A 25,374-nucleotide genomic window follows, 5' to 3' on the forward strand; every position below is an offset into this window, starting at 1 on the left:
CCCGTCGCGGTATGCCTGGTGGATGGTGCCGCGCTTGCCGTGGCACACGTCGCGGGCGAGCTAAGCTTGACGTTTAACGTTTCAGGCTGAACAACGCCTCAATCTCCCGACGGTCTGGGGGCCGGGGCTCGGAATCCCTGGATCAGTTGGTTTTGCCGATGGTGCTGCGGGCCGCGAGGCGGAATTCCTTGACGGCTTCGTAGAGGTTCCGCTCTCGTTCGGCGGCAAGGTCGAGGTCTTCGGCCTTGTGGGTGGTGTTTCCCGCGTGGGCGTTCTCGGCCATCCGTCGCATGATGTGTGAGAGGTTGCCGGAGGCGACGGTGACGCGTTCCGCGACTTCCGCGAGAAGTGCCGGCCCTTCGAGGATGACGATTTCGCAGGCGCGGTGGACCTCTCGGGCCAGGGTGATGAAGCGGCTTATCTTCTCGTCGATGTCCGGCGGGTCGGGTTGGTCTGAACGCAGGGCGTCAAGGACGGCGTCCATGGCAATGTCACGGTCGTGGAGAGCGCTGAGGTAGCCGGCGTATGCGTCGCGGCGATGCTGGCGACTCCATTGCGCGTGCTGGGACCGTGCCTGAGCACGGCCGTTGACGATTGCGGCCCCGAGTGTGGTGGCGGAGCCGACGGCGGCGCCCAGCAGTGCGGCAAGTCCTGAGTCCATGGGCCCTAGTCTGCCGTTCTCGCTGTTCATCCTGTTCGCCGGGGCTTCGTCCCCTTCTTGTGGTGTGCGGGTCGGGTATAGGACTCGCCGGTGGCGAGGACCCGACCGACGTCGTAGCGGGTGGCGGGCCGCCTGTTCTTCGAGCCGGGCGGGCGGCCGGGGCCGGGCCGTGTCGGTTTCGGTGCACCGGCTGGCGTGCCCGTCTTCGCGTGGAGGTTCCTGAACCCCCGGCGGACCCGGGCAGGGGTGAGTCTGTTCGGTTCCGCTGGTCGTTCCCATGGCCGGCGCAGGTCCCGTGCGAGGGGTCGGGCGAGGCGAAGTTGGGCGTGTGCGGCCAGGACGAGCCAGGTCCAGCGGTCGGCCGCGCCGGAGTCCCGGAGCCTGGGTCGAGTCCACCCGAGAGTCTGCTTCAGGAAGCGGAAGGTGTGCTCCACGTCGAACCGTCGCAGGAATGCCTGCCAGCATCGATCCACGTCCTCGGGGCGGGCACCGGTCCGGGACCACCACAGCCACACGGGCTTGTTCACCCCACCGCTGGGCAGTTTCGCGACCGTCAACCGGATCACCGTGCCTTCGATGATCGGCAAGGGGCCCTCGTGATCGAGCCACGCCGCCCGCCGGGTCAGCCGGGGATGCAGCCGGTCCCACGCCTGGGCGGTCGCTGTGCCGTACCTGTCGGTATCGGTCGCGGTCACCACCGCCACCTCGCCCCAGGTGTCGGGCCGCCCGAACACGAACTCGCCGCCGTGCTTGGGCGGGCGCCCGCCGCAGGGCGGGCAGATCCACGGCACAGGGACCGACTTGCGCATCACCCGGTCCGACCGGAGCCGCCCCAGCACTTCGACCGGCAGGTCAGCCAGGAGGTGGGCGATGCGGGGAGCGTCATAGCCGGCGTCCAGCACGACCAAGACGTCCGGGTCACCGGCCTGCCACTGGCTGGCTGCCACGAGGCGTTCGATGACCTCACGGACCTGGTCGGCGGTGACCGCGGCCAGGTCCGCGCCGGGCTCCAGCCGGATCGCGTCCAACAGCGCGGTCCACGAGGTCCGGCCGGTCTCCAGCGCGGCGACGATCGAGTACGGCCAGCCGGGCACCATCTGGTGCTTGCCCAGACCGCGGCCGAAGGTGTGGCAGAACGAGCGGTCCGAGCAGGTGTCCGCGTCCGGCCGCAGCCACGGGGAGACGTCCACCGCCAGCACCAACCGGCCGTCACGGGCCCGGGGCAGCGGCACGCCGGCCAGAGTCCGGCGCAGCCGGGCGACGTCCATCCGGCCTTGGTTGAGTCCGAGATACAGGGCACCGTGCCCGCGTCGATGCTCGGGGGCGAGAGCCAGGTCCACGAGCGTGCGGACCGGTCCTTCGGTACAGAGCAAGGCGTCGCAAAGCTCGAACAGGGCGTCGCTCCGGGATACAAGGCACTTGTACAGCTCCGACCGGAACCCTGTCACCGCCACGAACGCGTCTTGTCGAACTTCGTGCTTGACCAGTTCCACGATCCCGGCCTCCGCGCCGCAGCAACCCTTCCCCACAGGATCAGGCTCCGGCCGCGCGTACATCCCGTGAACTGGGGAAACCCGGACAAGTTCGAGCCCCGTTCGACGGCAGACATTAAACGGCAAGCTAAGGGCCTGTCCCGTAACTGGGCGGTGCTGCCTTGTCGATCCCGGATCGGACCGTGTCGGTGGCTGGTGACAGGATCGCGGGGTGCTGATCAAGGGATATGACGTCGGCCCGTTGGTGGCAGGCGAGTCACTGCTGGTCCACCCGGGCTTCTGGTCGAACTACCTTCTGGCGATGTGTAGCGACGGGGGGTGTGCTGAGCGGCCGGTTCCGGAGTGGTTTGGTGAGGATGGCGCCGATGTCGATGCCCTGTCCGAGGTTCTCTTCGATCCTGAACGCTGGCCGGTGTTCAGGGTGCCGGCAGAAGACGGCCCCGGAGCCGTGGTGATCTACCGCAACCTGGATGGCGACTACGGCACCGACTACCTCCTCACCCATCCAGGCAGAAGCTACGTCGAGCAGATCGCCAGCTGGGACGGAGACTTCTCCGGCACTGGGCTGACATGGCGCGAACTGATCCGGATCGCCGACAGCCCGTCCTTTGCGGCCGAAGGCGTCCAGGACACGGCCATCCGCTTCCTGCTGCTACTTCCCCTCCTCACCGACCCGGACGTGCCGGAAACAGCATCGGCGAGGCTTACGGCCGCCCTGGCCGTAGCCGGCGCGCCGCAAGACACCGCCTCCATCACGGCGGAGCATCTGCTGGCCCACCTCACGAGGAGATCTCGACACGACCCCACGTGGGCGTCTCCGCTGAGCGGCAGCTGAGAGGCGGGACGGTCGCCAGTCACCCCATGGAACGATCTTGGTGCGGCTGGTGTGACCACGGCGTCGGAGCCGTCCTATTCCGGTGATAGCGACAGCCGCGAGGGAGTCCCTCAACTGGCTGTTCGAGCACTGAACGATGGTCGCGGTGGCGGTCACGTGGGCGCCGGGCTGACGCCTTGAGCCGTCCGGGCGCTTGATTCCTCTATCCAGAGCGGCGGTGCCCGGCTCCCTCGCGATCGCCACCATCGTCAACACCACCTGCCTGAGCACTCGTTGGTGCTGGGTGCGAGCCCGCCGCACGGCGACCTCTCGACATGCCCGAGCCGCTTGAGCTCCAACGCAGACCGAGGCCCGTGGGGTGAGCTGGGCCACGAACAGCTACTGAGGTGGCGGACCGGCCGGTTGGCCGAGTCCTGGGATTAGGTCGCTACGTGGTTCCGCACGAGCTCGTGACCAGCACAAACACACAGCAGTACCGGGAGGGAACCTTGATCTACTGCGGCATCGACTGGGCAGAGAAGACACACGACGTCGCCCTCGTCGACGAGACCGGCCAGCTCCTCGCCAAGCGCCACATCACCGACGACGCCACCGGCTACAAGATCCTCCTCGACCTGCTCGCCGAGTACGGCGACACCAGCGAGAACCCGATCCCGGTCGCCATCGAGACTTCCCGCGGACTACTCGTCGCCGTGCTGCGGACGGGCAGCCGGCCAGTGTTCGCGATCAACCCGGTGGCCGCCGCCCGCTACCGCGACCGCTACTCCGTCTCCCGCAAGAAATCCGACCCCGGCGACGCCCTGGTCCTGGCCAACATCCTCCGCACCGACATGCACGCCCACCGGCCCCTGCCCGACGACTCCGACCTCGCCCGAGCCGTCGCCGTCCTGGCCCGCGCCCAGCAGGACGCCACCTGGAACCGCCAGCAGCTCGCCAACCAGCTCCGCTCCCTGCTGCGCGAGTATTACCCCGCCGTTCTGGCGGCGGCCGATGCCTGGAAGAACGGTCTGTGCCGGCCCGAGATCCGGGAACTGATGCGGGCAGCCCCGACGCCCACCCGCGCCGCCCGACTCACTCGGACCCAACTCCAGGCCGCCCTCAAGAGGGCTGGCCGTCAGCGCGGAATCGAGGCGGAAGCTGACCGCCTCCGCGAGGTCTTCCGATCCGAGTGGGCCCACCAGCCCGCGCTGGTCGAGGACGCTCTTGGCAAGCAGATGTTGGCCCTCCTTGTCCAGCTGGAGGCCGCCTGCACCGCCGCCGACCAGCTCGCCGAGGCAGTGGAGGAAGCGTTCCCCCAGCACCCGGACGCTGAGAGCATCCTCAGCTTCCCCGGCCTCGGCACCCAGCTCGGCGCCCGGCTGCTCGCCGAGATCGGAGACGACCGCAACCGTTTCGCTGACGCCTGCGGCCTCAAGGCATACGCCGGCTCGTCACCCATCACCAGAGCCTCCGGCAAGAAAACATCCATCACCCGCCGCTGGGTCAAGAACGACCGCCTCAACCACGCCGGCTACCTCTGGGCCTTCTCCTCAATCACCGCCTCACCCGGCGCCAAAGCCCACTACCGACGCCGCCGCGACCACGGAGACTGGCACGCATCAGCCCAGCGCAACCTGTTCAACCGCATGATCGGACCGCTCTACCGCTGCCTCCAACACGGGACCCGCTTCGACGAAGCCGTCGCGTTCCCCACGGCCACCGAGGTTCTCGCGGCATGAGTGCCGTCAGCCGCCGATCGCGCGCGACCAACGCTCATGGATGACGGACAACTTCCGCTCGAACTCGGCATCCCACATCCGGTTGGTGAAAGCCCCGGGAATCGCGAGCGAACGCCCACGGACCCGTACGACCTGCAAGTCCCACCAGGACCCACTACGCGTGAGGTGCCGTCGCTTCTCGATTCGGGTGATCTCGCTCCAGAGAACCGAGCGCCGGCTCACGAAGCTGCGGAACTCCATTCCATCCGCAGTCAAGCGCGTCCGACCGTATCCACGGTTGATCACGTAGAAGACCGAGGCCAACCACGCAACACCGAAGCCACCGACCCACCACCATCGGTCTGATGTCAGCTCGGCCAGGCCCACCGCTACAGCCCCACCGGCAAAGACCAGCGTCAGGAAACCGGTCCACCACCAGTTCCTCCGCTGCTCGGCCTCGCTGAGACCGATGCACATATCGGATATGTTCATGATGCTACCGACACGCGCTCGAACAACGAACTCTCCAACTTGACGAGTTTGACGCCTGAGGTGTCTGGATAGCCCCGTTCTCCGGGCTGAGCCCGCGTGCCTTCGGGAAGCTGGTGACGGTTCTGCGGCGCCGAGGTGCGGACTTGGTCCGCAAGGGCGGGCCGTGGAGCCTTCCACTGGAGGACCGGGCATTGCTGGTTGCTGCGTACTGGCGAACGAACCTCACGATGCGGCAGCTTGCCCCGCTGTTCGGGGTGTCGAAGTCGGCGGCGGACCGGATCATCGACCGCCTCGGGCCGATGCTCGCGCTCCAGCCCCGAGCGGTTCGCCAAGGACGCCGTGCTCATCGTGGACGGCACTCTGGTCCCCACCCGCGACCACACCGTGGCCGAGCGGTCAAAGAACTACCGGTACTCCACCAACCACCAGGTCGTCATCGACGCCGACACCCGCCTGGTCGTCGTGGTCGGCCGGCCGCTCGCCGGGAACCGCAACGACTGCAAGGCATGGGAGGAATCCGGCGCCAAATCCGTTGTGGGCAGGACGCTCACGATCGCCGACGGCAGCTATCCGGGCACCGGGCTCGTCATCCCCCACCGCCGCGAACGCGGCCAGACCGAACTCCCGGACTGGAAAGAGGAACACAATATGTCCCACAAGCAGGTCCGGGCCCGCGTCGAGCACGTCTTCGCCCGCATGAAGACCTGGAAGATCCTCCGCGGCTGCCGCCTCAAAGGCGACGGCGTCCATCGCGCCATGCTCGGCATCGCACGGATGCACAACCTCGCCCTCGTCGGGTAGGCAAGCGGGCCGCACGGCGGCCCACTCCCCGCGGCGGCTCGGAGAGCATTTACGGGACAGCCCTTAAAGGGTCTGCCGATCATTAACCTGCCGCTTTGATCTTGCTGTTGGGGCTGTTGCTTTGGGCGGCCACTCGGGCTCGAAGGGCTGTCAGGGCGGTCGGTGGGATGATGGCCGGCGAGATGATGACGCCCTGTGCTTCAAGCAGTTTCCTGATCTTCAGCAGGGTGCGGTGCATTGCGGTGCGGCTGCTGTTGAACAGAACGGCAAGAGGTTCCGCGGCCAGGTTGACGCGCAGGTGGAGCACGGTGGCCAGGACCTGGTCGGCGAAGGTGAGGCGGGGTGGGCGTCCGCGGCGGCTGTCGCCTTCCACGGCCAGGGTGTGGATGAGGTTCTGCAACTGGTGTGGAGTCAGGCCCGTCAGTTCGGGGTCGGACAGCAGCGCCGAGTGCCACGGCGGTGTCGGTGGCCGGCCGTTGCGGGCTGCCGGGACGGCCAGGCTCGGCTGGGGGTGCAGGGCATAGTTCCACTCGCCGTGGAAGGTGTGCCGGGTCAGCGGCAGGGCCGCCATCTCCGCGTCGCCGACACCGACGCCGGTGGGGTAGGTGTTGGTGTCCAGCTCGGCCTTCACCCGCAGTCCGGTGCGGGTGGTGGTCGCGGCGATCGACTCGAGGATGACTTCGTGGCTGGTCAGCGGGCGACCGCGCCAGTTCATCGTGATGTGGGAGAAGAGCCGGTGCTCGATCTTGTTCCACTTCGACGTGCCCGGCGGCAGGTGGCAGACCGTGATGACCAGCCCGGTTTCCGCGGCCAGGCGGGCGAGGTGGAGTTTCCAGGCCCGGGTGCGATAGCCGTTGGACCCGCCCGCATCGGCGGTGATCAGCAGCCGGGAAGCTTGCGGGTAGTCGGCCCGGCCCTGACCGTTCCACCAGCGTCGGATCGACTCCACCGCGAACGCGGCGGTGTCGTGGTCGGTGCCGACATTGACCCAGCCGGTGTTGGCCGCCAGGTCGTAGACGCCATAAGGGATGGCCTTGCCCAGCAGCGGATCGGCGAAGTCGTGGACGCGGACCGGCACCGGATCGCCTGTGGGCCGCCAGGAACGGCCATGGTTGTGGAAGTCGCCGACCAGCTCTTTCTTCTTGGTGTCCACGCTGATCACCGGCTGGCCGGCATCCTGGTGATCACGTGCCTGCTCGCTGAGATACCGGAACTGGGCATCCCGGTCGGCATGCTGGCTGCCCTCGAGCGTCTTGGCATTGGCCTGCAGCCGGAACCCCTCCTGCCGCAGCAGACCGGCAACGGTGTCCGCACCGACCCGGTGACCCTGACGGGTCAGCTCGGCCGCCAGCGTGCGGGTCGACTTCGTCGTCCACCGCAACGGCGACATCGGATCACCACGTTCGTCCGGCTCGACCAGGCTCAGCAGGGCACCCCGCAGTCCAGGGTCGAGGTCCGCGACGCGTTTGCGTCCGCCGCCCGGCCGCCGCACCCGCCCGGCCAGGAACTGGCCTGTCTCCAGGTCGGACATGCCCTTGCGAACCGTCGTCCCGCTCACCCCGGCCGCCCGGGCCACGGCCCGAATGCCGCCATGGCCCAGTCCTCGGGCCTCCGCGGCCATCAGCAGCCGCCGCTGTCGTTCGTCCAGGTGTGGGAACAACACCGCGAACTTCACGGCAAGTTGATCACGAGTCTCGTCCGGGATGCGCATACGACACCAACGAGCCCCAGCTCTGGAAGCAACACCTTGATGATCGGCAGACCCTTAAAGACAGGCCCTGGGTTACTCCTGGCAGCCCCAGGGCTGCCAGGAGGGCTACGGAGAGTACTTCCGCGAACAGAGCCGGCTCCGCGAGGATCGGCCGGATTGTTCCCTCGTCGGGTATCAGTCGGGCTGCGGCCGACCAGGCGAGCACGCCGGCCACAGCAGGCTCGCTAGGAACGGCGGGCTCGCTGGGGACGGGCTCCAGAGGCATCTCGTAGCTCCACGCCATCTCACAGCCCAGCACGCCAGCGTCGGGCCCGTCCGCGTCAAGCGCACCCCCGCACACTGGCCCGCGCCTCGGCCGGCCGGCCGGCGGCGACAAGCGCGTCGACCCGCCCTGGTATGTCGTCACGCGCATGGTCAGTGTTGTCGTTCAAGAGTCCCCGCCCCTGGTACAGCTAGCCGGAAGAACTCGGCTGCGACCGTCACTATCATCCGTCCCGGAATTTCGTTCAACCAGAGAATCACTCCTCTGACCTGCTCTTTTACCGCACAACAGCGTGTAATCGGACGCAGCTCCTTCACATGGGCTCGGCTTCTCCCACAGCCCCGACTGGCCGTCGCTCAATCTGAGGTGACTTCCTGAGCCGCCCAGGCGACCTCAGCTGATACTCGGCGTGCATCCAGCGCACTCTCCGTTCGTCAGGAGACGGTCCAGCTCAGGGCCGAGCTGTGCGTCAACTCGGCACCCTTTGATTCGTTCGTTCGGGTGGCGTGTGGACGCCAGAGGGCAGTGTCATCCGGTCAGGGCAGGAGGTGTGCGCGTGGGCGGTGTTTCACGGGTGGTCGGCGGGGTCTCCGGAAGTGGGCCGCCGAGGGCGGTCGCGCCGTAACTCGCGGTGTTCGTGCGGGTAAACCCGCCGGTCGGTGGTGGCCGGGACCCCTCTGACCCGGCTGTACCCGGTGCTGCGGGTCCGCTGAGCTACCGAGCGTTCCTGCCCCTTGCCCCGCGTCCGAGGCTGGTGGGGTCCATCGCGTACCGTCGACCGATCGGAGACGTCACCATGAGCACACCTCCTTCCGTTCCGCTCCGGGTCGCCCTCGTCAACGGAAGTTTCGAGCAGCCGTCCGTCACCGACATGGCCTTCCTGCCGGACGCCTCCCAGACCCAGGCCCCGCGGCACGTCCCGGGCTGGCTCACCACCGCCACCGACCACATGGTCGAGGTGTGGCACTCCGGCTTCAACGGCGTCCCCTCGGCGGAGGGCGAGCAGTTCGCCGAGCTCAACGCCAACCAGGTCTCCACCCTCTACCAGGATCTGCCGACCACCCCCGGTACCAAGCTGTACTGGCGGCTCTACCACCGCGGCCGGCAAGGGCAGGACACCATGGCCCTGGACATCGGTGCCCCGGGCGGCGTGGTCGAGCAGCGCTCCTTCACCGACGGCAACACCGCATGGGGGTACTACACCGGCACCTACACCGTCCCGGCCGGGCAGACCACCACCCGCTTCGCCTTCCGGTCCGTCTCGGCGGCCGGCGGCAACCGTGGCATCGGCAACTTCCTCGACGGCATCTTCTTCGGCACCGCCCCGTATGTGGTGCTCACCAAGGCCGCCGTACCGGCGGGTCCGCTGGACGTCGGCGATGTCGTCACCTACCGGATCACCGCCAGGAACGAGGGAGGCGGAGCCGCCGAGCGGCTCACTCTCACCGACGTCCTGCCGCCAGGGACGACGTACGTGCCCGGTTCCCTGCGGGTCATCGACGGCCCCAACGCGGGTGTCAAGACCGATCAGGCGGGCGACGACCAGGCCGCGTACGATCCCGCGGCCAACACCGTGGTCTTCCGGCTCGGCACCGGAGCCTCCGCCTCCCAGGGCGGCAGTCTGGCCAACACCGCCGCCCTGCCCGAGGGCACCACCGTCGAGTACCGGGTCACCCTCGGTCTGCAGACGGCGGGCACCCGGGTGACCAACACCGCCGTCGCCACGTACGAGAACCGGCTCGGTTCCACCCCCGAACCACTGACCTCCACGTCCGACGAAGCCGTGACCCAGGTCAGGCCGGCCGCCGATCTCGACGTGACCAAGGCAGCCGACGCGACCACCGTGACGGTCGGACAGACCGTGACGTACCGTCTGACCGTCCACAACGCCGGCCCCAGCCCCGCGACCGGTGTCACCGTCGCCGACCGCCTCCCGAACGGACTCGCCTTCCTGTCCGCCGACACCGACACCGGCTCCTACGTACCCGAGACCGGACAGTGGTCCGTCGGTGAACTGGCCGTCGGCGCCCGCGCCACGCTCACCCTGCGGGCGAAGGCCACCAAGGCCGCCCGTCTCACCAACACGGCCACCGTCACCGCCGTCGAGAAGGACCCCGACCCGGCCGACAACACCGACTCCGTCACCATCTGCGTCGAACCCGCACCGGCGTGCTGCGCCCCGTGCGTACCCCGTGGCTGAGTGACTGACGGCCCGAATACGGCTGCGCGGGAACTGCGGTGAACGGCTGAGGACGGCAGCGGCTGGAGTCGCTGCCGGCCTCCAGGCGAGGTGTCCGCCGGAGGCGGGGTTGCGGGGCTGACGCACTCCGGGGCGTACGTCGGACTCAGAGCCTGCCGGGGACGGCTGCGGGACGTGTGGCGGCAAGGGCCGATCGGGTGGCCAGGCGGGGCTTTCCAGATACACCCGTCACAGCTCCGGCAGCGCCCAGTCCGGGGACCAGCGCCATGTCGCCCATGCCTCCGCCGTCGCGAACGGGCCCGTCCTGTCGGTGAGCATCGTGAGTGCCTGGGCGCGGGCGGATTCGACGGCCCGGTGCTCGGTGGCGGTGATGACGCCGAGGTGACGCAGGTGGGCGTACTCGTCTTCGTCCTTCCATCGCCAGTCGGTGAGGTCGGGGGTGATGACGAGGTCGACCGCCAGGTCGAAGGTGTCGTACCCCGCTGCCGTCCTGGTGGTGGGGCGCTCGAAGTTGACGTACCAGTTCCGCAGCCGCTGCCCTCCTATACCGTCGGGGAGGTAGAAGGCGTTGATGCTGAACCAGGCGCTCGGGGGCGTCCACAGCAGCAGGACGGTGTCCTGCCACACCGCGTCCGCGAGGTCCCAGCGACCCATCGCGAGCGCGTCGATCGCCGTCTGCCGTACGACGGGGTCGTCCCCGGCGTGTCGCGCTTTCGCATACAGGTCGGCCCAGCGGACCTGCGTGCCCGGAGCGCAGGCGGTCACCAGTGCTTCGCCGGTGTCGGAGATCACGCGCAGCGCGTGCTCGCGCCATACCTTGCCTTGGCGGTGCACGTCCCTTCGTGCGATCGACTCTCCTGCCTCGAAGCGGCGCATCCTCGTCCCTCTCTGCGAGACCGACCCCGTGGGCGGTCTCGGGCGTCGGCCTCGGCGTCCGGAAGCCCTCGCTCGGTTCTGCGGCTGTCCTCTTCGCTTCGTTCTGCCGTTGTCCGTACTTCTGCCCCGCGGAGGCCTGCGCCATCCGGTTCGTCGGCCGTGGTCGCCGGGGCGCCGAGGGAGTCCGTGACAACACGGGCCTCCTGTGTGGCCAGGCGGTTAGGTTGTTGATCCGGAGTCGAGTTGATCGGAGAACCGTGTGAGTGTCCGACTGTCCGTGGGGGCGACCGGCGTCCTGCCCGCCCTGGTACTGCGGCCCTGGGATGTCGATGACGTCGGCGCTCTTGTGGCCGCTCATCGGGATTCCGACCTGCGTCGTTGGCTGACGACCCAGGTCAGTGGCGAAGTTGACGCTCGTCGTTGGATCGATGGCCAGCGGCAGGGGTGGGCCGACGGATCCCGGTTCGGTTTCGCCGTGCTGGAGGACGGCGGTGGAGGGTTCGGTGCGGCCGTCGGCCATGTGTCCGTGAGGCTTCGGGAGGAGGGCTCCGCCGAGGTGGGCTACTGGGCAGCCGCCGAGGTCCGGGGACGGGGGCTTGCCTCCCGGGCTCTGGAAGCGGCCGTGGAGTGGGTCTTCGCCAAGGAGCTTCCCGTGCCGGTGGTGCGGCTGGATCTGTTCCATGCGGTGGGCAACCACGCCTCCTGCCGGGTGGCCGAGAGGTGCGGCTTCGGGTTCGAAGCCGTTCTGCCTGCCCAGCCGCCCACGTTTCCGACCGAGGGTCATCTGCACGTCCGCCGCAAGCCGGCCCGGTTCTGAGGAACACGTCCGTTCCGTCAGGTGTCGCCGCCGTTCGTCAGCGGGTCCACTCCTTGAGGATCGCCGCCACCTGCCGGACGTCGACCCGGCCTTCCGCCACCCGCTCGACCAGGTCGATGGCCTCGTCGGACGTGACGCTGACCGGTTGCCCGCAGGCATGGAGGTAGGCCGCGGCTACGACCACGCCGTACAGCTCGTTCGAGTGCTCCAGGGCCGGGACGCGTACGAACTGCTCCAGGAGCGCCGCCGCGCGGTGGTGGGGGTGTTCGTACACGGGGATGTCCATCACGCGGAAGGCGTGGCGGGCGCGGGCGGCTTCGAGTGCTCCCCAGTCGGAGATCTCCGGGTCGCTGGGGATCTCCTGCTGGGCGATGTCGAGCAGCCAGGACAGATCTATCTGGAGCAGCACGCTACGGCCGGGATCAGGCGGCGTCGGCGTCGGCGGGGCGGCCGTACCGCTTGGCGAAGGCCTGGCCGTGCTGGGTGACGAAGGTACGGGCGCCTTCGACGAACCGGGTGCGGGTCAGATCGGCGTCCAGCACCCGGCCCGCGTAGTCCTCGGCGGGCACGTGCTTCTCCGCTGCGGCGCGCTCCAGAGCCTCGTACGCCTCGTCGCTGATCTCGATGCGGATTTCTCGTGCCATGCGTCCACGGTAGCCGCTGGCCGCCCGGCGCGGCAGGGGGTCGGAGAGGGCGTACGTGATCGGGGAACTCCCGGTGGTGTCGTTCTGCCGGGCGATCTTGGCGGGCGGACCGTTTCGTGGGCAGCCGCCGTAGGCCGGAGTCCGGAGGATTCTTTCGCGGCTCATTCCTCCTCGTCGTCGAGGCCCTGGACGTCGACGGGCTGGGTTCCGTTGAAGGTCACCAGGAGTCCGTAGGGGTCCGCCAGGTCGAACCGGCTTTCGGCGAAGCGGATCGCCCAGGTCTGGTCGGCCCATACCGTTGCTTCAGGAAGTGCCAAGGGGAGCTCTGGAAGGTCCAGCCAGGCCAGTTCCTCGGCTGCGAGTTCGAACTGTGGCTCCCGGAGTCGGATACGGCAGTACTCCAGGGCCTGGTCCACGAAGGCGTCGAAACGGCTCACCATGTCGTGAGCGAGCCGGAGGACGGACTCTTCCGGCGGGGCGGCCGGCTCGGTCACCACGCTCATTCCGGCCGGGTCCGTGCCTGCCCGCCTCGGCAGGTAGCCGGTCCAGCAGGCCAGCGACGGGGGGCTCTCCGTACGGCTCAGCTCAAGCCCCGCGATGTGGAGGGTCGTCGGCAACTCCACATCATCACCGGGCTCTTCACTGCCCGTGCTGCTCGGGGGTACTCCGGATTCGGACATCTGCTCAGCCTAGGCCAAGCCGCCTTGGCATCCTCGTACACCTCATGTGGAATGCGCCGGCGCTCCGGGCGGACTCGGTCGGCCGCGCTTCTCAGCCGTCCAGGTGGGCGAGAAGGCGGTCCAGTGGGCGTGGGACCTCTTCGAGGTCGAGGTCCTCGATGAGGGATCGTGCGTACTGGCTCTTTCGGCCGCTGATCGTGCCCATGAAGCGCCGTAGTTGTCGTTCGACGGTTCGTTCCCGCTGGGCCGGTTGTTTCTGGAAGATGCCCCAGGCCCGTAGATCGCCCTGGGCTTCGACCACCTGTTGTACGCGGGCGGCGCCGAGGGAGCGGATCAGTTCCTCCTCCAGGTCGGCGACGCAGACGTAGAAGCCGAGCGGTTCCATTTCGGCGCGCGTGAGGTCGTGGCCGAGGCCCGTTCGTTCCAGGGCTCGTGAGAAGTGGCTTTCCTCTCCCGCGTCGCACAGGCCGGCCAGTCCCATGCCGAGCCCCTGCGGTCCGAGCAGGTTCAGGAATCTGCCGATGTTCGTCACGCCTCCGAGCGGGATGACGGCGATCCCCTCCATGTCGAGCGCGCGGCCGTGCCGTGCGGCCAGGGCTTCGAAGGCGACCTGGTCGCTGACTCCTTCCACCAGCACGGCCGTACGAAGGCCCGCTTCGGCGGTCAGTTCTCGTGCGGCCACGGCGGCTTCCGGAGCCCTCGTACCGCCTGCCGCCCATTCGATTACCGCCTGACGGAACCGCGTTGTCGCATCCACGGTCCTGAGTCTTTCATTTGTGGGCGGGAAGATCGTAGTGAGTTTCCCCCTGCTTCTGTGAGGGTGCCGTTCCTCGTCGGCCGGCCTGCTGCGCGTACGAGCGCCTTTGGGCGATGCGGGCCCTGCCCGGGCGTGTTCTTCGTGCCATTCGCCAGTACAGCCGTCGTCCGTACGCGGAGCACGAGTACGGGTTCCTCTGCGAGCCGACCGGGGAGGAGACCGAGACCGGTCCGCGGGTGCGTATCACCACCGTCCTCGAACCCCAGCCGATTCAGCATCGTCGGCATGGCCCCGCGCCGCGAGGCCCAGCGAGGATTCCCTGCGGGCCGCCGGGTTCAGTGACGTGGAGTGGATTCCGCTCCAGGTGTCCGACGCCGGCGTCCGTGAGGTGGGCGAGGACTTCTGGGCGGACGTTCTCGCGAGCCTGCCGCTGGAGACGCTGCGCTGCCGCGCCTGAGTGCCCCAGATGGTCCGGACGCGTGCGTCGTGCGGCGAGCAACCCCGGGGGAGATCGGGGCGTCTTCATGATCGAAGTACGCCACGGGGGCGGACGCGAAAGGGTCGGAAGATGGAAGACATCGCTGGTTCCGCTGTCGTACGCGTACTGAAGGGTGTCGGCTGGATCACCTTTCACGTCGTCGGCGCCGTGGGGGACGTGATCGCCAACACCGTGCCGTGGAACAGACAGGGCGGGCGTTCCTCCGAGGAGGAGCAGCAGCACGGGCGCGGGACTGCCTGACGGTGGTGCAGACGGCGCAGGGGCGGCTCCCGGTGGTTCCGGGGGCCGCCCCTGCGCCGTGTTCGTCCGTTCGTCCGTCCCCGGGTCAGACCGTGACCTCGCGGTTGAAGGCGGCGCGCGCCCAGAAGTAGCCGAGCAGGGCGATGCCCGTGCACCAGGCCATGGCGATCCAGCCGGCGTTGCCGATCTCCGTGCCGAGGAGCAGGCCTCGCAGGGTCTCGTTGATCGGGGTGAAGGGCTGGTACTCGGCGAACCAGCGCAGAGCGGTCGGCATCGATTCGGGGGTGACGACGGCGCTGCCGAGGAAGGGCAGGAAGGTCAGCGGCAGCGGGGCGTTGCTCGCGGCCTCGACGGTCTTGGCACCCATGCCCATCGCGGCGGAGAGCCAGGCCATGCCGAAGGCGAGGAAGAGGAGCAGCGCCAGGGCCGCCACCCACTCGGTCGCCGACGCGTCGGGCCGGAATCCGATGGCGAGCGAGACTCCGGTGACCAGGAGGAGGACCGCGAAGACCTGGATGACGCTGCCGAGGACATGGCCGGTGAGGATGGATCCCCGGGAGATCGACATCGTACGGAAGCGCTTGACGATGCCTTCCGTCATGTCGGTGCAGACGGACACGGCCGTCGCCACGGCCCCCGAGGTCGCGGACATCAGAATGATGCCGGGTACGACGTAGTTGATGTAGTCGCCGCGGTCGGTGCCCGCTCCGATGCCGGTGCCGATCGCGCCGCCGAAGACGTACACGAACAGCAGGAGCATCAGGATCGGCATGATGACGATCGAGATCGTCATCGACGGGTAGCGCTGCATGTGCTTGATGTTGCGGCGCAGCATCGTCAGGGAGTCGCGCAGCGCGTACGAGCGGGTGTCCTCGGCGGGCGCGGCCGGGGCGAGGGTGGCGGTGCTCATCGGTTCGACTCCTTCTGGGTGGTGGACTCGGTGGTGGGGGCCGGGACGGTGGGGAGGGCGGGGGCGTTCTGTCGGCCCGTGAGGGCCAGGAAGACGTCGTCGAGGTCCGGGGTGTGCACCGTCAGCGATTCGGCCCGCACGCCCGTGGTGTCGAGCACGTCGATGACCGAGCGGAGGTTGGCGAGGGAGCCGTCGCTGGGAATCTGCAGGGTGAGCGACTCCTCGTCGCGGGTGGCGACGCCGAAGATCGAGGCCGCCGTGTCGAAGTGCGCCTCGTCGGTGAACTGGACGCGGACGTGCCCGCCCGGGATCAGCCGCTTCAGCTCCTGCGCTGTGCCCTCCGCCACGAACTTGCCGCGGTCGAGCACCGCGATGTGGTCGGCCAGGTGGTCGGCCTCATCGAGGTACTGCGTGGTGAGGAAGATGGTCACGCCCTGGTCCGTGACCAGGTCGCGGATGAGTTCCCACATCACGCGACGGCTGCGTGGGTCGAGGCCGGTGGTCGGCTCGTCGAGGAAGATGATCCTCGGCCGGCCGACCAGCGTCATCGCCAGGTCGAGCTTGCGGCGCATGCCTCCGGAGAAGGTCGCGACGTTCTTGCGGGCCGCTTCCGTCAGCTCGAACCGGTCCAGGAGTTCGGCTGCACGGCGCCGGCCCTCGGCGCGGCTCAGATGGTGCAGGTCGGCCATGAGGAGCAGGTTCTCCTCGGCGGTCAGCAGCCCGTCGACAGCGGCGAACTGTCCGGTCACGCCGATCTGGCGCCGTACCGCGGCGGCGGCGGAGGTCACGTCGTGACCGACGATCCGCGCCTCGCCCGAGTCGGCCTTGATCAGCGTGGAGAGAATCTCCACCGTGGTGGTCTTGCCCGCCCCGTTCGGGCCGAGCAGCGCGAAGATCGTGCCCTCGGGAATCCGGAGGTCGATGCCGTCGAGCACCACCTTGTCGCCGTACGACTTGCGCAGACCGAGCGCGGAGATCGCGGCGGCGCGGGTGGCGGTGGCCGCTGTGGTCGCGGAATTCATGGGAGCGGTCCCTTCTGTTCGGTGGTTCGGAAGTTCGGGGGTTCTGGGCTGAGGTGGGGTGGGGCTGGGGTGGGAGCTTTCCGGGCCCCAGGTGCGCGTGCGTGCGAGTGGGGTACGCGTGCGTGCCGCCGGTGGTCGGCGTGGAGGTTGCGCAGGATCCGCGGGCGGGCGGAGCACCGGCATGTCTCGGGGTGCGTCTCTCGTGGCCCCGAATCGGGGCTGCGGATCGCGTCTGCTGCGGCGGAGCGGGGCGCGCTTGGCGCCATCGGGCGCGCTCATGGCGCCATTCAGTCAGAGGTGTGCCCGAGGGGCTGGGAAGGCTTTCCCGCATGGCGCTTCGGTGGCGCCTGCCCAGGGCGCCTGCCCGGCCGCCGCGAAGGCGGACCGGGCTGCTCGCAGGGGGCGCCGTCGGCGGTGGAGGGCCGGCGGGGCGCGGCGGCGGTGGAGGGTGCTGCTGGTGACGGTGGAGGGTGGGGACGGCGGTGGAGATCGCCGTCCCACCGGCGCGGGCGACGGAGGCCCGCCCGTGCCCGTCGTACGTCGGTCCTGCTCGGACTTTCGGACTTTCGGACTTTCGGGCTCTACGAGGGTCAGGCTCGGCGGATCACGATGTCGCCCACGCTCGTGCGGCCCCGGACCTCGACGGTCTCGGCCGACTCCCCCGGGCCCTGCGCCACTCCCAGTTCGTTGCGGACCCGTCCCGCCTTGGACCGCACGTCGAGCCAGGCCGCCGTGCCCTCGGCGATGCCGACCTCCAGGACTCCCGCGGAGGTCTCCAGGGTGATCTGCCCCCGCACCACCTCGTCGAGGCGGATGGAGCCGCTCGCCGTCTTCGCGGTGACCGAGTTCGCCGCGCGGACGACGCTGATGGAGCCGTTGGACGAGTTCACGCGCAGCTCGCCGTCGGTCTCCCCGATCATGGTCTCGCCGTTGAGGTTCTTGACGGTCGCGTCGCCGCCGATCCGGCCGGCCCGTACCCGGCCCGAGCCCTGGATGTCGGCGACGCCCTTCACCAGGTCCACCTGGATGTCGCCGTGCGGCGTCTTCAGCCGCACGGTCTCGGCCTCCTCCAGCCGGATGTCCCCGGTGGAGGTCCTCAGGCGGCAGTTGCCGAAGCGTCCCTCGGCGACGATGTCGCCCATCCCCGTGCTCCCGGTGACGTCGGAGCCCGCGGGCAGCTCGACGGTCACGTCGATCACGCCGTACTTGCCGAACGGTGAACGCTTCTTCGGGCCCTTGACGACGAGTTCGCCGCCCACGCAGCTGACCTTGGTCTCTTCTGCGACCTGCATGTCATGGGTGTTGCCGGGCTCGCTCGGCGCCACCTCGACCACGGTGTCGGTGCGCTTGCCCGCGATGATCCGGATTCGCCCGACCTCGATCTCTACGGTGGCGGAGAGGGGCTCGGGGGTGTCGAAAGTGGGCATGACTCTGCCGTCCCTTGGGTGAGTGGAGGTACGTGCGGTGGGTGGAGGTGCGGGCGGGTGCGGTGGTGCGGGGTGTGCGTGCCTGGTGGTGCGTGCTGTGCGCGTGTCCGGTGGTGCGGGCGCCGGCCCCGGCAGTGGTTCCGGGTGGTGGCTAGCGGACCCAGCCGGTGAAGCCCTGCCCGACCGCCGAGCCTGCCTGGCCGCGTCGGCCGCGGTCCGCCGCGGGTTCCAGTGCGGCGGCGACGGCCCGTACCAGCCAGGCGTTGACCGACAGGCCCTCGCGGCTCGCGGCCTCCTCGACGCGGAGCTTGAGCTGGGCGGGCGGCCGGAAGTTGATGCGTGCGGTGGCGCCCTCCTCGACCTCCGCGACGGCCGTCGCCGGGAGCGCCTGGGGTACCGGGGCCTGGGTGGCGGCGACCGCCCCGAAGGAGTCCGCCGCCGGCGGTGCGGTCACCACGAACTCGGGGTCGAGACCGCGCAGCCGCAGGTCGACCGAGCCGGGCGCCAGGTCCCGCGTCACCTCGCCCATCGCGTCGGACAGCGCGCTGAGCAGTGTCAGGCGGGCTGCCGATTCGAGCGGACCGGTGAGGCGATCGGCCAGGGCGCGGGCTTCGTCCCCGCCCGCTTCGGCGGCCACGCCCAGCTCATGACGAAGACGGTCAACATACGGAGTGAGGTCCATGAAGCAAGAGTGGCGCCACATTGGCGCCACCGCAACCCCTATGGCGCCATCTTGCGTCCTGGGGGCGCCAATGTGCGCCATCGCTGAATCAGCAGCAGCTCGCCTTCGAAGGAGCAGCCGCCGTCGAAGCGCCCCGTACCAACGGCCAGCAGTGGCAATGAACGACCGCCGTCCCGGGCGCGGCACGGCGGCAGCTCGTGATCCCGTCGGGCGGCGGGGTACACACGGGATTTCGTCCGGGCGAAGCCGGCTCCCTCACGAAAGCGCCACCGGGCCGGAGGTTCCGGTCCTGGTGGCGACGGTAGAAGTTGCCGCAGTGGCAACTTCAAGCCCCGGCTCATCGGCTCTTCACCGGTGTCGGGCGCTGTCGGAGCAGGTATGTCGCCGCGGCGGCGACCAGGGCCAGCATGCAGGCGATGAAGACCAGGCCCGCGCCTTCCAGGCCCATGGGGTCGGCCAGGAGGCCGACTCCGATGACCGGGATCGAGATGCCCGCGTACGCCACCACGAACAGGGCCGAGATCACCGCGGCGCGGCGGTCCGCCGGAGCCGCCGCCGCGACGGAGCTCAGTGCCGCGCGGAAGGCCAGGCCCTGGCCCGCGCCGCCGATGGCGGCGGCGAGGACGACGAACACCAGGAGGTCGGTGTACAGCGCGCCCCCGAGGAACGCGAGGCCGACGAAGAGGACCGCGCAGCCCAGGGAGAGCGACCGCTCGACGCCGACGCGGCCGACGGCCAGTTGCCCCGCGACGGAGGCGAAGAAGGCCAGGGCGACGATCAGGCCGCTCACCGCGTGATTGTCGACGTGGAGGTAGCGGGCGAGGAACGCGGGGCTGACGGAGGTGAACACCCCGAAGAGCGCGAACCCCACGAAGGAGGCGATGGCCGCCGGGACGAACACCTTCCTCACCTGGGCCGGCAGGGCGGGGAGCTGCGATCGTACGGCTGTCATCGGCCGGCGCTCCCGGACGGTCTCGGGGAGGCGCAGCAGGACCGCGGCGGAGAGGAGTACGAGGCCGAGATGGACGGCGAACGGGAGCACCAGGGGCTCGGGAGCGTACTCCGCGAGCAGTCCGGCGAGGAGGGGGCCGCATCCGAGGCCGCCCATGTTGGCGGCCGTCGCCACGAAGGTCGCCCGGCTCCCGCCGCCGCGCGGGGCGAGCTCCAACACGTACACGGTGGCGGCGCCGGTGAACAGGCCGACCGACACGCCCGAGAGCAGCCGTCCCCCGTAGAGCCAGCCCACGCCGTCCGCCGAGAGGAAGCAGACGGCGCTCGCGGCGGAGAAGCCCAGGCCCCAGAGCAGGGTCGGCCGTCTGCCGATGGTGTCCGAGGCATTGCCCGCGAGGAGCAGGACGGCGATGACCCCGAAGGCGTACACCGCGTAGACGACGGTCACGGTCAGCTCGGAGAACCCGAACTTCTCCTGGTAGAGGGGGTAGAGCGGGGTCGGCAACGTGGTGCCGATCATGCATACGACGAACACGGCCCCGGCCAGCAGACAGCGGAGCCAGCCCTGACGTTCACCATCCATGCCGCCGACCGTATCCCCGCAGGTGCCCGCCCTCGCGGAGCGAATTGCGAGGCGGGCAAAGCGGGACTTTCCGGGCACTCCTAGGGGATGTCCGGTGTACTCGCGCGTACGACGGCTTCGGCCGGGAGGAGCAGGCCCTGCGCCGGGGTTTCGGCCGGGTTCTCGACCGCGGTGATGAGCCGGTCGACGAGCGCGTCGGCGATGGTCGCCAGGGGCAGCCGCACGGTGGTCAGGGCCGGTTGCAGGAGGGTGCCGAGCGGGAGGTCGTTGAAGCCGGTGACGGCGATGTCGGAGCCGACGCCGAGGCCCGCCGAACGGACGGCCTGATAGGCGGTCAGCGCGAGCCAGTCGCCCGCGCAGACCAGAGCGGTGGGACGGTCGGGCCCCGCCAGCAGGCGCTGGACCGCTCGGGCGAGGGCTGTCGGTTCGTCGTCGGGGACGCTGACCTCGAAGCCGCCGTCGGGCGCCGCTGCCACGGCCTGGAGGAAGCCCGCCCGACGGTCGGCGAGCCAGGGCAGCGAGGCCGCGGAGTTCACGTAGCAGATCCTGCGGTGCCCCTGCTCGACGAGACGGCCGACGAGGTCGGCGGTGGCGGCGGCGGAGTCGATGTCCACCCAGTTCTGCGGCCGGCCGGGGGCGGTACGGCCGAAGACGGCGAACGGGAAGCCCGCCTCGGCGAGCACGTCGACGCGCGGGTCGTCGTGGACGACGTCGGAGAGGACGAACCCGTCGATCTGGCGGGCGGCGATCAGTCCGTTGAAGGAGCGGGCGACCGCCTGGGCGCCCTGCCGGGGGTCGCAGCGGAACAGCAGGATGCGGTGGCCGACCGCGTCCGCCGCCGTGACCAGCGCCTGGAGGAAGCCGCCCATCAGGGGGTTGGGGTCGGCCGGGTTGTCGGCGGGGGCGGGGTAGCCGATGACCTTGCGGGTTCCGGTGCGCAGGCTGCGGGCGGACTGGTCGGGCTGGTATCCCAGCTCCTCGATCGCGGCGGTGACCCGGGCGAGGGTCGTGTCGCGCAGCCGGTGGGGGGCGTTGAGGGCGTTCGAGACGGTCTGGCGGGAGACCCCGGCCGTGCGTGCGACGTCCTCGATGGTCACCTGTCGAGCGGTCATCGTTCCTCTGGGGCGGTGGTCGGCGAGCTGGGGGCGGTGACCACCCCCAGCCCCCGGTCGTCAGTGCTCGCGGGTCAGGGTGAGCAGGCCACCGGTCGGCACGGTCACCGGGTTCACTCCGGCGACGAGGTCGAGCACGGTCTCGGACAGGATCTCACCACGGCAGTCCTGGACGCGGGCGAGGGCCCTTTCCGGGCGGCGGGCGGTGAGGAGTACGACGGGGTCGCTGTCCGCGTTGGCTACGAGCAGGGTCCACTGCCGTCGCGCGCCGGTGTTGGCGGCGTCACTTTCGGGGGGCTGGTTGCCGTCGGCGCCGGGGCCGGGGGGCTGGGTGCCTTCGGCGTTCCCGTCCCGGTCGGCCACGTCCACGTCGCTTCCGTCCGGGAGGGCTACCGGCAGGGGTGCGTAGCGGGCAACCACCGTGGTGTGTCCGTCGCTCGCGCGCACCTGCGGGTAGCCGAGGTCGGGGCGTGTGGGTGTCAGCTCGCCGAGCTGGAGTACGCCCGCGTGGCCGCGGAAGACTCCGAGCCAGAAGCGCAGGGTCGCGAGCTGCTCCGGGGTCTGGGCCGCCAGGTCGACCGAGATCTGCGGTACGGAGAACAGGGCATTGATCAGGTGGACGGCGACGGCCTCGGGCCGCTCGGCCGCGTGCCACATGATCATGTCGGCGTGGACCGCGAGCGGTCCCGCGATGAGCCGGCAGTCGAGGGTGCCCTGCCGGTTCTGGGCGGGGCTGAGTGGGCAGTCGACGGTACGGATCATGGTGGCGTACGGCCAGAGGCCGGGGCTGACGTACGGCTGGCGGTGCTCGACGATCACGTCCGGCCGGGTCCGGCGGAGCCGGGCGTCGAGGTCGGCGAGCAGCCGGCTCACGCCCTCGTGGACGGCCGTGTAGTCGGCGCCGGACGGCGCGGGCGGCGGGTCCGCGACGGCGAACTGGTCGATGAAGTCGAGCTTCACGCCGTCCATGTCCCACTCCTCGACCGCGCGGGAGATCTTGTCGATCAGGTACGCGCGGACCTCGGGGTGGCGGGGGTCGAGGACGGCCGCTTCCAGCTGGGGCACCTCACGCAGGATCATCCCCTTGAAGCGGTCCCAGGCGTCGTTGTGGCGGCCGATGTAAGGCACCGCGTACCAGAGGAGGTAGGCGAGGCCGAGCCGGTGGACCTCGGCGACGTGGGCCGCCGGGTCGGGGAAGGCCTCGGAGTTGGGCTCCCAGTCTCCGCAGTGGCCGTAGCCGCGGGTGCGGTCGGCGGTCTGCCAGCCGTCGTCGACGATGATGCTGTCGCAGCCGAGGTCCGCGGCGAGGGCTGCCTGGCGCTCCACGACGGCTGCGTCGAGGTTCTGGTGGAGGCTGTACCAGGTGGAGTAGGCGGGCATGCGGGCGGCCGGAGCCACGCCGGGGTGGGTGGGGTCGGGTCCGCCCGTGGGGTTCGTGTCGTGTGCGGGCCGGTCTTCGTGGCCCGGTCCCCGTGCTTCCTCTCCCCACCAGGTGGTCACGGCCTCCAGCGCTCTCGCGAAGTGGCGGTCGCCGAGGTCGATCCGGAGCCGCAGCGGCGGGCCGTCCGGGGTGAGGTCCTGCTCGACGGTGAAGGCGAACTCGCCGCTCTCCTCCACCACTCCGGCGCCCACGCGTACCGGCGCGGCCGTCTCCCCCGCCGCGGCGGTGCACAGGGACCGGTCGCCGGTGCCGATCAGGGCCGCGACGGGTGCGCCCAGGGCGAGCGAGACGGTCCGGGGCGCGGTCCAGGACGGCGGCAGCCAGCGGGAGGCGTTGGTGGCCGGGGTCCAGTAGGCGGTGGCGTCGACACAGGCGATCCGCCATTCGGCGCGGACGGTGGCCGCGGTCGCCACCGTGACCTCGACGAGCGCGACGCCCTCCTCGGGCGTGGTGACGACGGCGTTCGGGCGGTCGCAGCCGAGCACGGTGAGGTGGACGGTGACCGGGGTGCCGGTGGTGTCGGACAGGCCGGTGGTTACCGGGTGGTGGGCGACGGTCTCGGGGGTCTCGTCGGCGGGGGTGTTCGGGCGCCAGGCCGGGACGGGCTGGGCAGGGACGGGCTGGGAAGGGTCGAGCTGGGGCTCGACAGACTGAGTCGGCTCGGTGAGCGCCGGATCCGTGGGCGTCGCTTCGGTGGGCGCGCCGGCGGGGTGGCGCGGTGCGGTGGTCACGGGGGTCACTCCTTGGTGGCTCCGGCCAGCAGGCCGGAGATGAACTGGCGTTGCAGTACGAGGAAGAGGGCCATCACGGGGATGGCCGCGATGGCGCTGGCCAGCAGCACCTGCGCGTAGTTGGTGGTCGAGAGGCCCTGCAGGGTGGCCGTGGCCACGGGCAGCGTGTACATCTCGGGGCTGCGCAGCGCGATCAGCGGCCAGACGAACTGGTTCCAGCCGCCGAGGAAGACGAACAGCGAGAGCGCGGCGATGATCGGGCGGTTGACGGGGATGACGATCCGCCACAGGACGCGCAGCTCCCCCGCGCCGTCGACGCGGGCCGCGTCGAGGAGTTCGTCGGGCATGGAGCGCAGTGCCTGCCGCATCAGGAAGATGCCGAACGGGGTGACGAGTCCGGGCAGGATGACGGACTGGTACGAGTCGATCAGGCCCAGGTCCATCATCATCTGGAAGATCGGGATCAGCATGACCGTGTCGGGGATGACCAGGGTGCTGAGCAGGAGGACGAAGAACAGGTTGCGTCCGCGGAAGTCGAACTTGGCGAAGGCGTACCCCGCCAGGACGGACACGGTGACGGCGCCGAGGGTCTGGAGACCCGCCACGAGCACGGTGTTGAACAGGACGCGGCCGAGTCCGATCGAGTCCTGGAGGCCCTGGAGGTTCTCCATGAGGTGGCCGCCCGGGAGCAGCTTCGGCGGCCATGCGAAGACGTCCTTGTCGTCCTGGGTGGCGGCCATGGCGAGCCAGTAGAACGGGCCGACGCAGAGCCCGAAGGCGCCCGCGAGCAGCAGGGTGAGGAGCGGGCCTCGGGACTTCATCGGCGCTCTCCCATCAGGCGGACCTGCACGATGCCGAGCACGGAGACGATCAGCGCGAGGGCGTAGGCGAGGGCGGAGGCGTAGCCGAAGTCGAAGTACTTGAAGCCGTTGTCGTAGAGGTACATGGTGACCGTGAGGGTGGCGTTGTCGGGACCGCCGCCGGTGAGGACGTACGGCTCGTCGAAGAGCTGGAGGGTGCCGATGGTGGAGAGCACCACGGTGAGCAGGAGGATCGGCCGCAGCTGGGGCAGTGTGATGGAGAAGAAGCGGCGGATCGGGCCGGCTCCGTCGACCATGGCGGCCTCGTACAGTTCCTTGGGCACGCCCTGGAGTCCGGCGAGGTACATCACCGCGTTGTAGCCGGTGTAGTGCCAGGTGAGGACGAGGACGACGCCGACGCGGGCCCAGAAGGGGCTGCCGAGCCAGTTCACCCGGTCGATGCCGACCAGGGAGAGGGCCCAGTTCATCAGTCCGGCGTCACGGTTGAGGATGACGGAGAACATCACGCCGGCGGCGACCAGGCCGGTCAGTGACGGGACGAAGACGCCGAGCCGCCAGAGCGGGCGCAGCCAGACCTTGGCGGAGTTCAGGGCGAGGGCAACGAGCAGGGCGAGGCCGAGCATCAGCGGCACCTGGACGACGAGGATCAGCGCGGTGTTCTTGAGCGCGGTCCAGAAGAGGGGGTCGTCCAGGAGGCGCTTGTAGTTGGCGAGGCCGGTGAACCGGCGGTCGTTGCCGTTGCCGGTGGTGAGGCTGATCCAGAACGAGGCCGCGATGGGGTACGCCTTGAATGTGGCGAACCCCAGGACCGCGGGCATGATCAGCAGGTACGGCACGGAGCTGCGGGTCAGGCGGCGACGGCCGGGGCGGTGGTGACGGCGGTGACCGAGGGAGGATCCGGCGGGCTGGTCGGCCGTGCCGGTGGATCCTGCGGTCTTCGCGGGGACGGGTGCCGTCCCGGTGCCCGTGGTGGTGCCGGCCGCGGTCGGGGGGTTGTCGGGGGCGCGCTCGAAAGGGGTGACGGACATG

General features: G+C 69.8%; 23 protein-coding genes and 1 pseudogene. 6 read left to right on the forward strand and 18 right to left on the reverse strand.

The genetic code is table 11. The annotated features are described in order from the left end of the window. Positions 1-142: 142 nt before the first annotated feature. A complete protein-coding gene (locus V4Y03_RS00005; protein WP_332433418.1) occupies positions 143-661 on the reverse strand; it encodes a proline dehydrogenase in 519 nt (172 codons plus the stop codon). Positions 662-687: 26 nt separating this feature from the next. Then, entirely contained in the window at positions 688-2,154 is a 1,467-nt protein-coding gene (locus V4Y03_RS00010; protein WP_332433419.1) for an NF041680 family putative transposase, read from the reverse strand. A gap of 211 nt (positions 2,155-2,365) precedes the next feature. On the opposite strand from V4Y03_RS00010, the gene V4Y03_RS00015 reads away from it, so the two are divergent. After that, positions 2,366-2,989 (forward strand): hypothetical protein, encoded by a 624-nt coding sequence (locus V4Y03_RS00015; protein ID WP_332433420.1) that lies wholly within the window; start codon positions 2,366-2,368, stop codon positions 2,987-2,989. Between the two features lie 488 nt (positions 2,990-3,477). Further along, entirely contained in the window at positions 3,478-4,707 is a 1,230-nt protein-coding gene (locus V4Y03_RS00020) for an IS110 family transposase (RefSeq protein WP_332437074.1), read from the forward strand. A 6-nt stretch (positions 4,708-4,713) separates the two neighbouring features. Here V4Y03_RS00020 and V4Y03_RS00025 read toward each other — a convergent pair whose 3' ends face one another. Next, positions 4,714-5,178: a hypothetical protein gene (locus tag V4Y03_RS00025; protein ID WP_332433421.1), complete on the reverse strand. Its 465-nt coding sequence runs from the start codon at positions 5,176-5,178 to the stop codon at positions 4,714-4,716. A 68-nt stretch (positions 5,179-5,246) separates the two neighbouring features. Between V4Y03_RS00025 and V4Y03_RS00030 the strand changes: the two are divergent. Further along, a pseudogene (locus V4Y03_RS00030) lies at positions 5,247-5,979 on the forward strand (transposase). An 82-nt stretch (positions 5,980-6,061) separates the two neighbouring features. Here the strand turns inward: V4Y03_RS00030 and V4Y03_RS00035 are convergent. Further along, on the reverse strand, positions 6,062-7,690 hold the full coding sequence (locus V4Y03_RS00035) for an ISAzo13 family transposase (RefSeq protein WP_332433422.1): 1,629 nt from the start codon (positions 7,688-7,690) through the stop codon (positions 6,062-6,064). Between the two features lie 1,058 nt (positions 7,691-8,748). On the opposite strand from V4Y03_RS00035, the gene V4Y03_RS00040 reads away from it, so the two are divergent. Then, positions 8,749-10,152, forward strand: a complete 1,404-nt coding sequence (locus V4Y03_RS00040; protein WP_332433423.1) for a DUF7507 domain-containing protein — start codon at positions 8,749-8,751, stop codon at positions 10,150-10,152. A 228-nt stretch (positions 10,153-10,380) separates the two neighbouring features. On the opposite strand, the gene V4Y03_RS00045 is transcribed toward V4Y03_RS00040, so the two are convergent. After that, positions 10,381-10,986, reverse strand: coding sequence for a DUF402 domain-containing protein (locus V4Y03_RS00045; protein WP_332433424.1), 606 nt, complete (start codon positions 10,984-10,986; stop codon positions 10,381-10,383). 301 nt (positions 10,987-11,287) lie between these two features. Between V4Y03_RS00045 and V4Y03_RS00050 the strand changes: the two genes are divergently transcribed. Then, on the forward strand, positions 11,288-11,845 hold the full coding sequence (locus V4Y03_RS00050; RefSeq protein WP_332433425.1) for a GNAT family N-acetyltransferase: 558 nt from the start codon (positions 11,288-11,290) through the stop codon (positions 11,843-11,845). A gap of 37 nt (positions 11,846-11,882) precedes the next feature. On the opposite strand, the gene V4Y03_RS00055 is transcribed toward V4Y03_RS00050, so the two are convergent. The 4 genes from V4Y03_RS00055 to V4Y03_RS00070 all read right to left on the reverse strand — a co-directional run bounded on the left by V4Y03_RS00055 (position 11,883) and on the right by V4Y03_RS00070 (position 13,926). After that, complete coding sequence (locus V4Y03_RS00055) at positions 11,883-12,254, reverse strand: fic family toxin-antitoxin system, toxin component (protein ID WP_332433426.1); 372 nt, start codon at positions 12,252-12,254, stop codon at positions 11,883-11,885. Positions 12,255-12,267: 13 nt separating this feature from the next. Continuing rightward, positions 12,268-12,489 carry a hypothetical protein gene (locus V4Y03_RS00060; RefSeq protein ID WP_332433427.1) on the reverse strand — a complete coding sequence of 74 codons (222 nt, stop codon included), beginning with the start codon at positions 12,487-12,489 and terminating at the stop codon, positions 12,268-12,270. A gap of 161 nt (positions 12,490-12,650) precedes the next feature. Then, positions 12,651-13,106, reverse strand: a complete 456-nt coding sequence (locus tag V4Y03_RS00065) for a hypothetical protein (protein ID WP_332433428.1) — start codon at positions 13,104-13,106, stop codon at positions 12,651-12,653. Between the two features lie 154 nt (positions 13,107-13,260). Then, a complete protein-coding gene (locus tag V4Y03_RS00070; RefSeq protein WP_332433429.1) occupies positions 13,261-13,926 on the reverse strand; it encodes an ATP-dependent endonuclease in 666 nt (221 codons plus the stop codon). A gap of 568 nt (positions 13,927-14,494) precedes the next feature. Here V4Y03_RS00070 and V4Y03_RS00075 point away from each other — a divergent pair. Further along, a complete protein-coding gene (locus V4Y03_RS00075) occupies positions 14,495-14,665 on the forward strand; it encodes a hypothetical protein (RefSeq protein WP_332433430.1) in 171 nt (56 codons plus the stop codon). An 85-nt stretch (positions 14,666-14,750) separates the two neighbouring features. On the opposite strand, the gene V4Y03_RS00080 is transcribed toward V4Y03_RS00075, so the two are convergent. From V4Y03_RS00080 to V4Y03_RS00120, 9 genes are all read right to left on the reverse strand, one after another. Beyond that, positions 14,751-15,575 (reverse strand): ABC transporter permease, encoded by an 825-nt coding sequence (locus tag V4Y03_RS00080; RefSeq protein WP_317874796.1) that lies wholly within the window; start codon positions 15,573-15,575, stop codon positions 14,751-14,753. Further along, complete coding sequence (locus tag V4Y03_RS00085) at positions 15,572-16,597, reverse strand: ATP-binding cassette domain-containing protein (protein ID WP_332433431.1); 1,026 nt, start codon at positions 16,595-16,597, stop codon at positions 15,572-15,574. Before V4Y03_RS00085 ends, V4Y03_RS00080 begins: the two co-directional genes overlap by 4 nt. Positions 16,598-17,187: 590 nt before the next feature. Beyond that, complete coding sequence (locus V4Y03_RS00090; protein WP_332433432.1) at positions 17,188-18,024, reverse strand: DUF4097 family beta strand repeat-containing protein; 837 nt, start codon at positions 18,022-18,024, stop codon at positions 17,188-17,190. Positions 18,025-18,175: 151 nt separating this feature from the next. Next, on the reverse strand, positions 18,176-18,706 hold the full coding sequence (locus tag V4Y03_RS00095; RefSeq protein ID WP_332433433.1) for a hypothetical protein: 531 nt from the start codon (positions 18,704-18,706) through the stop codon (positions 18,176-18,178). A 337-nt stretch (positions 18,707-19,043) separates the two neighbouring features. Continuing rightward, positions 19,044-20,240 (reverse strand): MFS transporter, encoded by a 1,197-nt coding sequence (locus V4Y03_RS00100; RefSeq protein ID WP_332433434.1) that lies wholly within the window; start codon positions 20,238-20,240, stop codon positions 19,044-19,046. Between the two features lie 80 nt (positions 20,241-20,320). Next, entirely contained in the window at positions 20,321-21,352 is a 1,032-nt protein-coding gene (locus V4Y03_RS00105; RefSeq protein ID WP_317874791.1) for a LacI family DNA-binding transcriptional regulator, read from the reverse strand. Positions 21,353-21,412: 60 nt separating this feature from the next. Further along, positions 21,413-23,524 (reverse strand): alpha-galactosidase, encoded by a 2,112-nt coding sequence (locus V4Y03_RS00110; RefSeq protein WP_332433435.1) that lies wholly within the window; start codon positions 23,522-23,524, stop codon positions 21,413-21,415. 5 nt (positions 23,525-23,529) lie between these two features. Continuing rightward, positions 23,530-24,345: a carbohydrate ABC transporter permease gene (locus tag V4Y03_RS00115; protein ID WP_332433436.1), complete on the reverse strand. Its 816-nt coding sequence runs from the start codon at positions 24,343-24,345 to the stop codon at positions 23,530-23,532. Then, positions 24,342-25,373: a carbohydrate ABC transporter permease gene (locus V4Y03_RS00120; protein WP_332433437.1), complete on the reverse strand. Its 1,032-nt coding sequence runs from the start codon at positions 25,371-25,373 to the stop codon at positions 24,342-24,344. Before V4Y03_RS00120 ends, V4Y03_RS00115 begins: the two co-directional genes overlap by 4 nt. Position 25,374 lies beyond the last annotated feature (1 nt).

Origin of the sequence: Streptomyces sp. P9-A4, assembly GCF_036634195.1 — a bacterium.
In the GTDB taxonomy this organism is placed as follows: domain Bacteria; phylum Actinomycetota; class Actinomycetes; order Streptomycetales; family Streptomycetaceae; genus Streptomyces.

Bases quoted from the DNA above. Each gene is read 5' to 3' on its own strand.
- V4Y03_RS00005 (WP_332433418.1), bottom strand. From the start codon at position 661: ATGGACTCAGGACTTGCCGCACTGCTGGGCGCCGCCGTCGGCTCCGCC.
- V4Y03_RS00025 (WP_332433421.1), bottom strand. From the start codon at position 5,178: ATGAACATATCCGATATGTGCATCGGTCTCAGCGAGGCCGAGCAGCGG.
- V4Y03_RS00035 (WP_332433422.1), bottom strand. From the start codon at position 7,690: ATGCGCATCCCGGACGAGACTCGTGATCAACTTGCCGTGAAGTTCGCG.
- V4Y03_RS00040 (WP_332433423.1), top strand. From the start codon at position 8,749: ATGAGCACACCTCCTTCCGTTCCGCTCCGGGTCGCCCTCGTCAACGGA.
- V4Y03_RS00060 (WP_332433427.1), bottom strand. From the start codon at position 12,489: ATGGCACGAGAAATCCGCATCGAGATCAGCGACGAGGCGTACGAGGCT.
- V4Y03_RS00075 (WP_332433430.1), top strand. From the start codon at position 14,495: ATGGAAGACATCGCTGGTTCCGCTGTCGTACGCGTACTGAAGGGTGTC.
- V4Y03_RS00080 (WP_317874796.1), bottom strand. From the start codon at position 15,575: ATGAGCACCGCCACCCTCGCCCCGGCCGCGCCCGCCGAGGACACCCGC.
- V4Y03_RS00085 (WP_332433431.1), bottom strand. From the start codon at position 16,597: ATGAATTCCGCGACCACAGCGGCCACCGCCACCCGCGCCGCCGCGATC.
- V4Y03_RS00090 (WP_332433432.1), bottom strand. From the start codon at position 18,024: ATGCCCACTTTCGACACCCCCGAGCCCCTCTCCGCCACCGTAGAGATC.
- V4Y03_RS00095 (WP_332433433.1), bottom strand. From the start codon at position 18,706: ATGGACCTCACTCCGTATGTTGACCGTCTTCGTCATGAGCTGGGCGTG.
- V4Y03_RS00100 (WP_332433434.1), bottom strand. From the start codon at position 20,240: ATGGATGGTGAACGTCAGGGCTGGCTCCGCTGTCTGCTGGCCGGGGCC.
- V4Y03_RS00105 (WP_317874791.1), bottom strand. From the start codon at position 21,352: ATGACCGCTCGACAGGTGACCATCGAGGACGTCGCACGCACGGCCGGG.
- V4Y03_RS00115 (WP_332433436.1), bottom strand. From the start codon at position 24,345: ATGAAGTCCCGAGGCCCGCTCCTCACCCTGCTGCTCGCGGGCGCCTTC.
- V4Y03_RS00120 (WP_332433437.1), bottom strand. From the start codon at position 25,373: ATGTCCGTCACCCCTTTCGAGCGCGCCCCCGACAACCCCCCGACCGCG.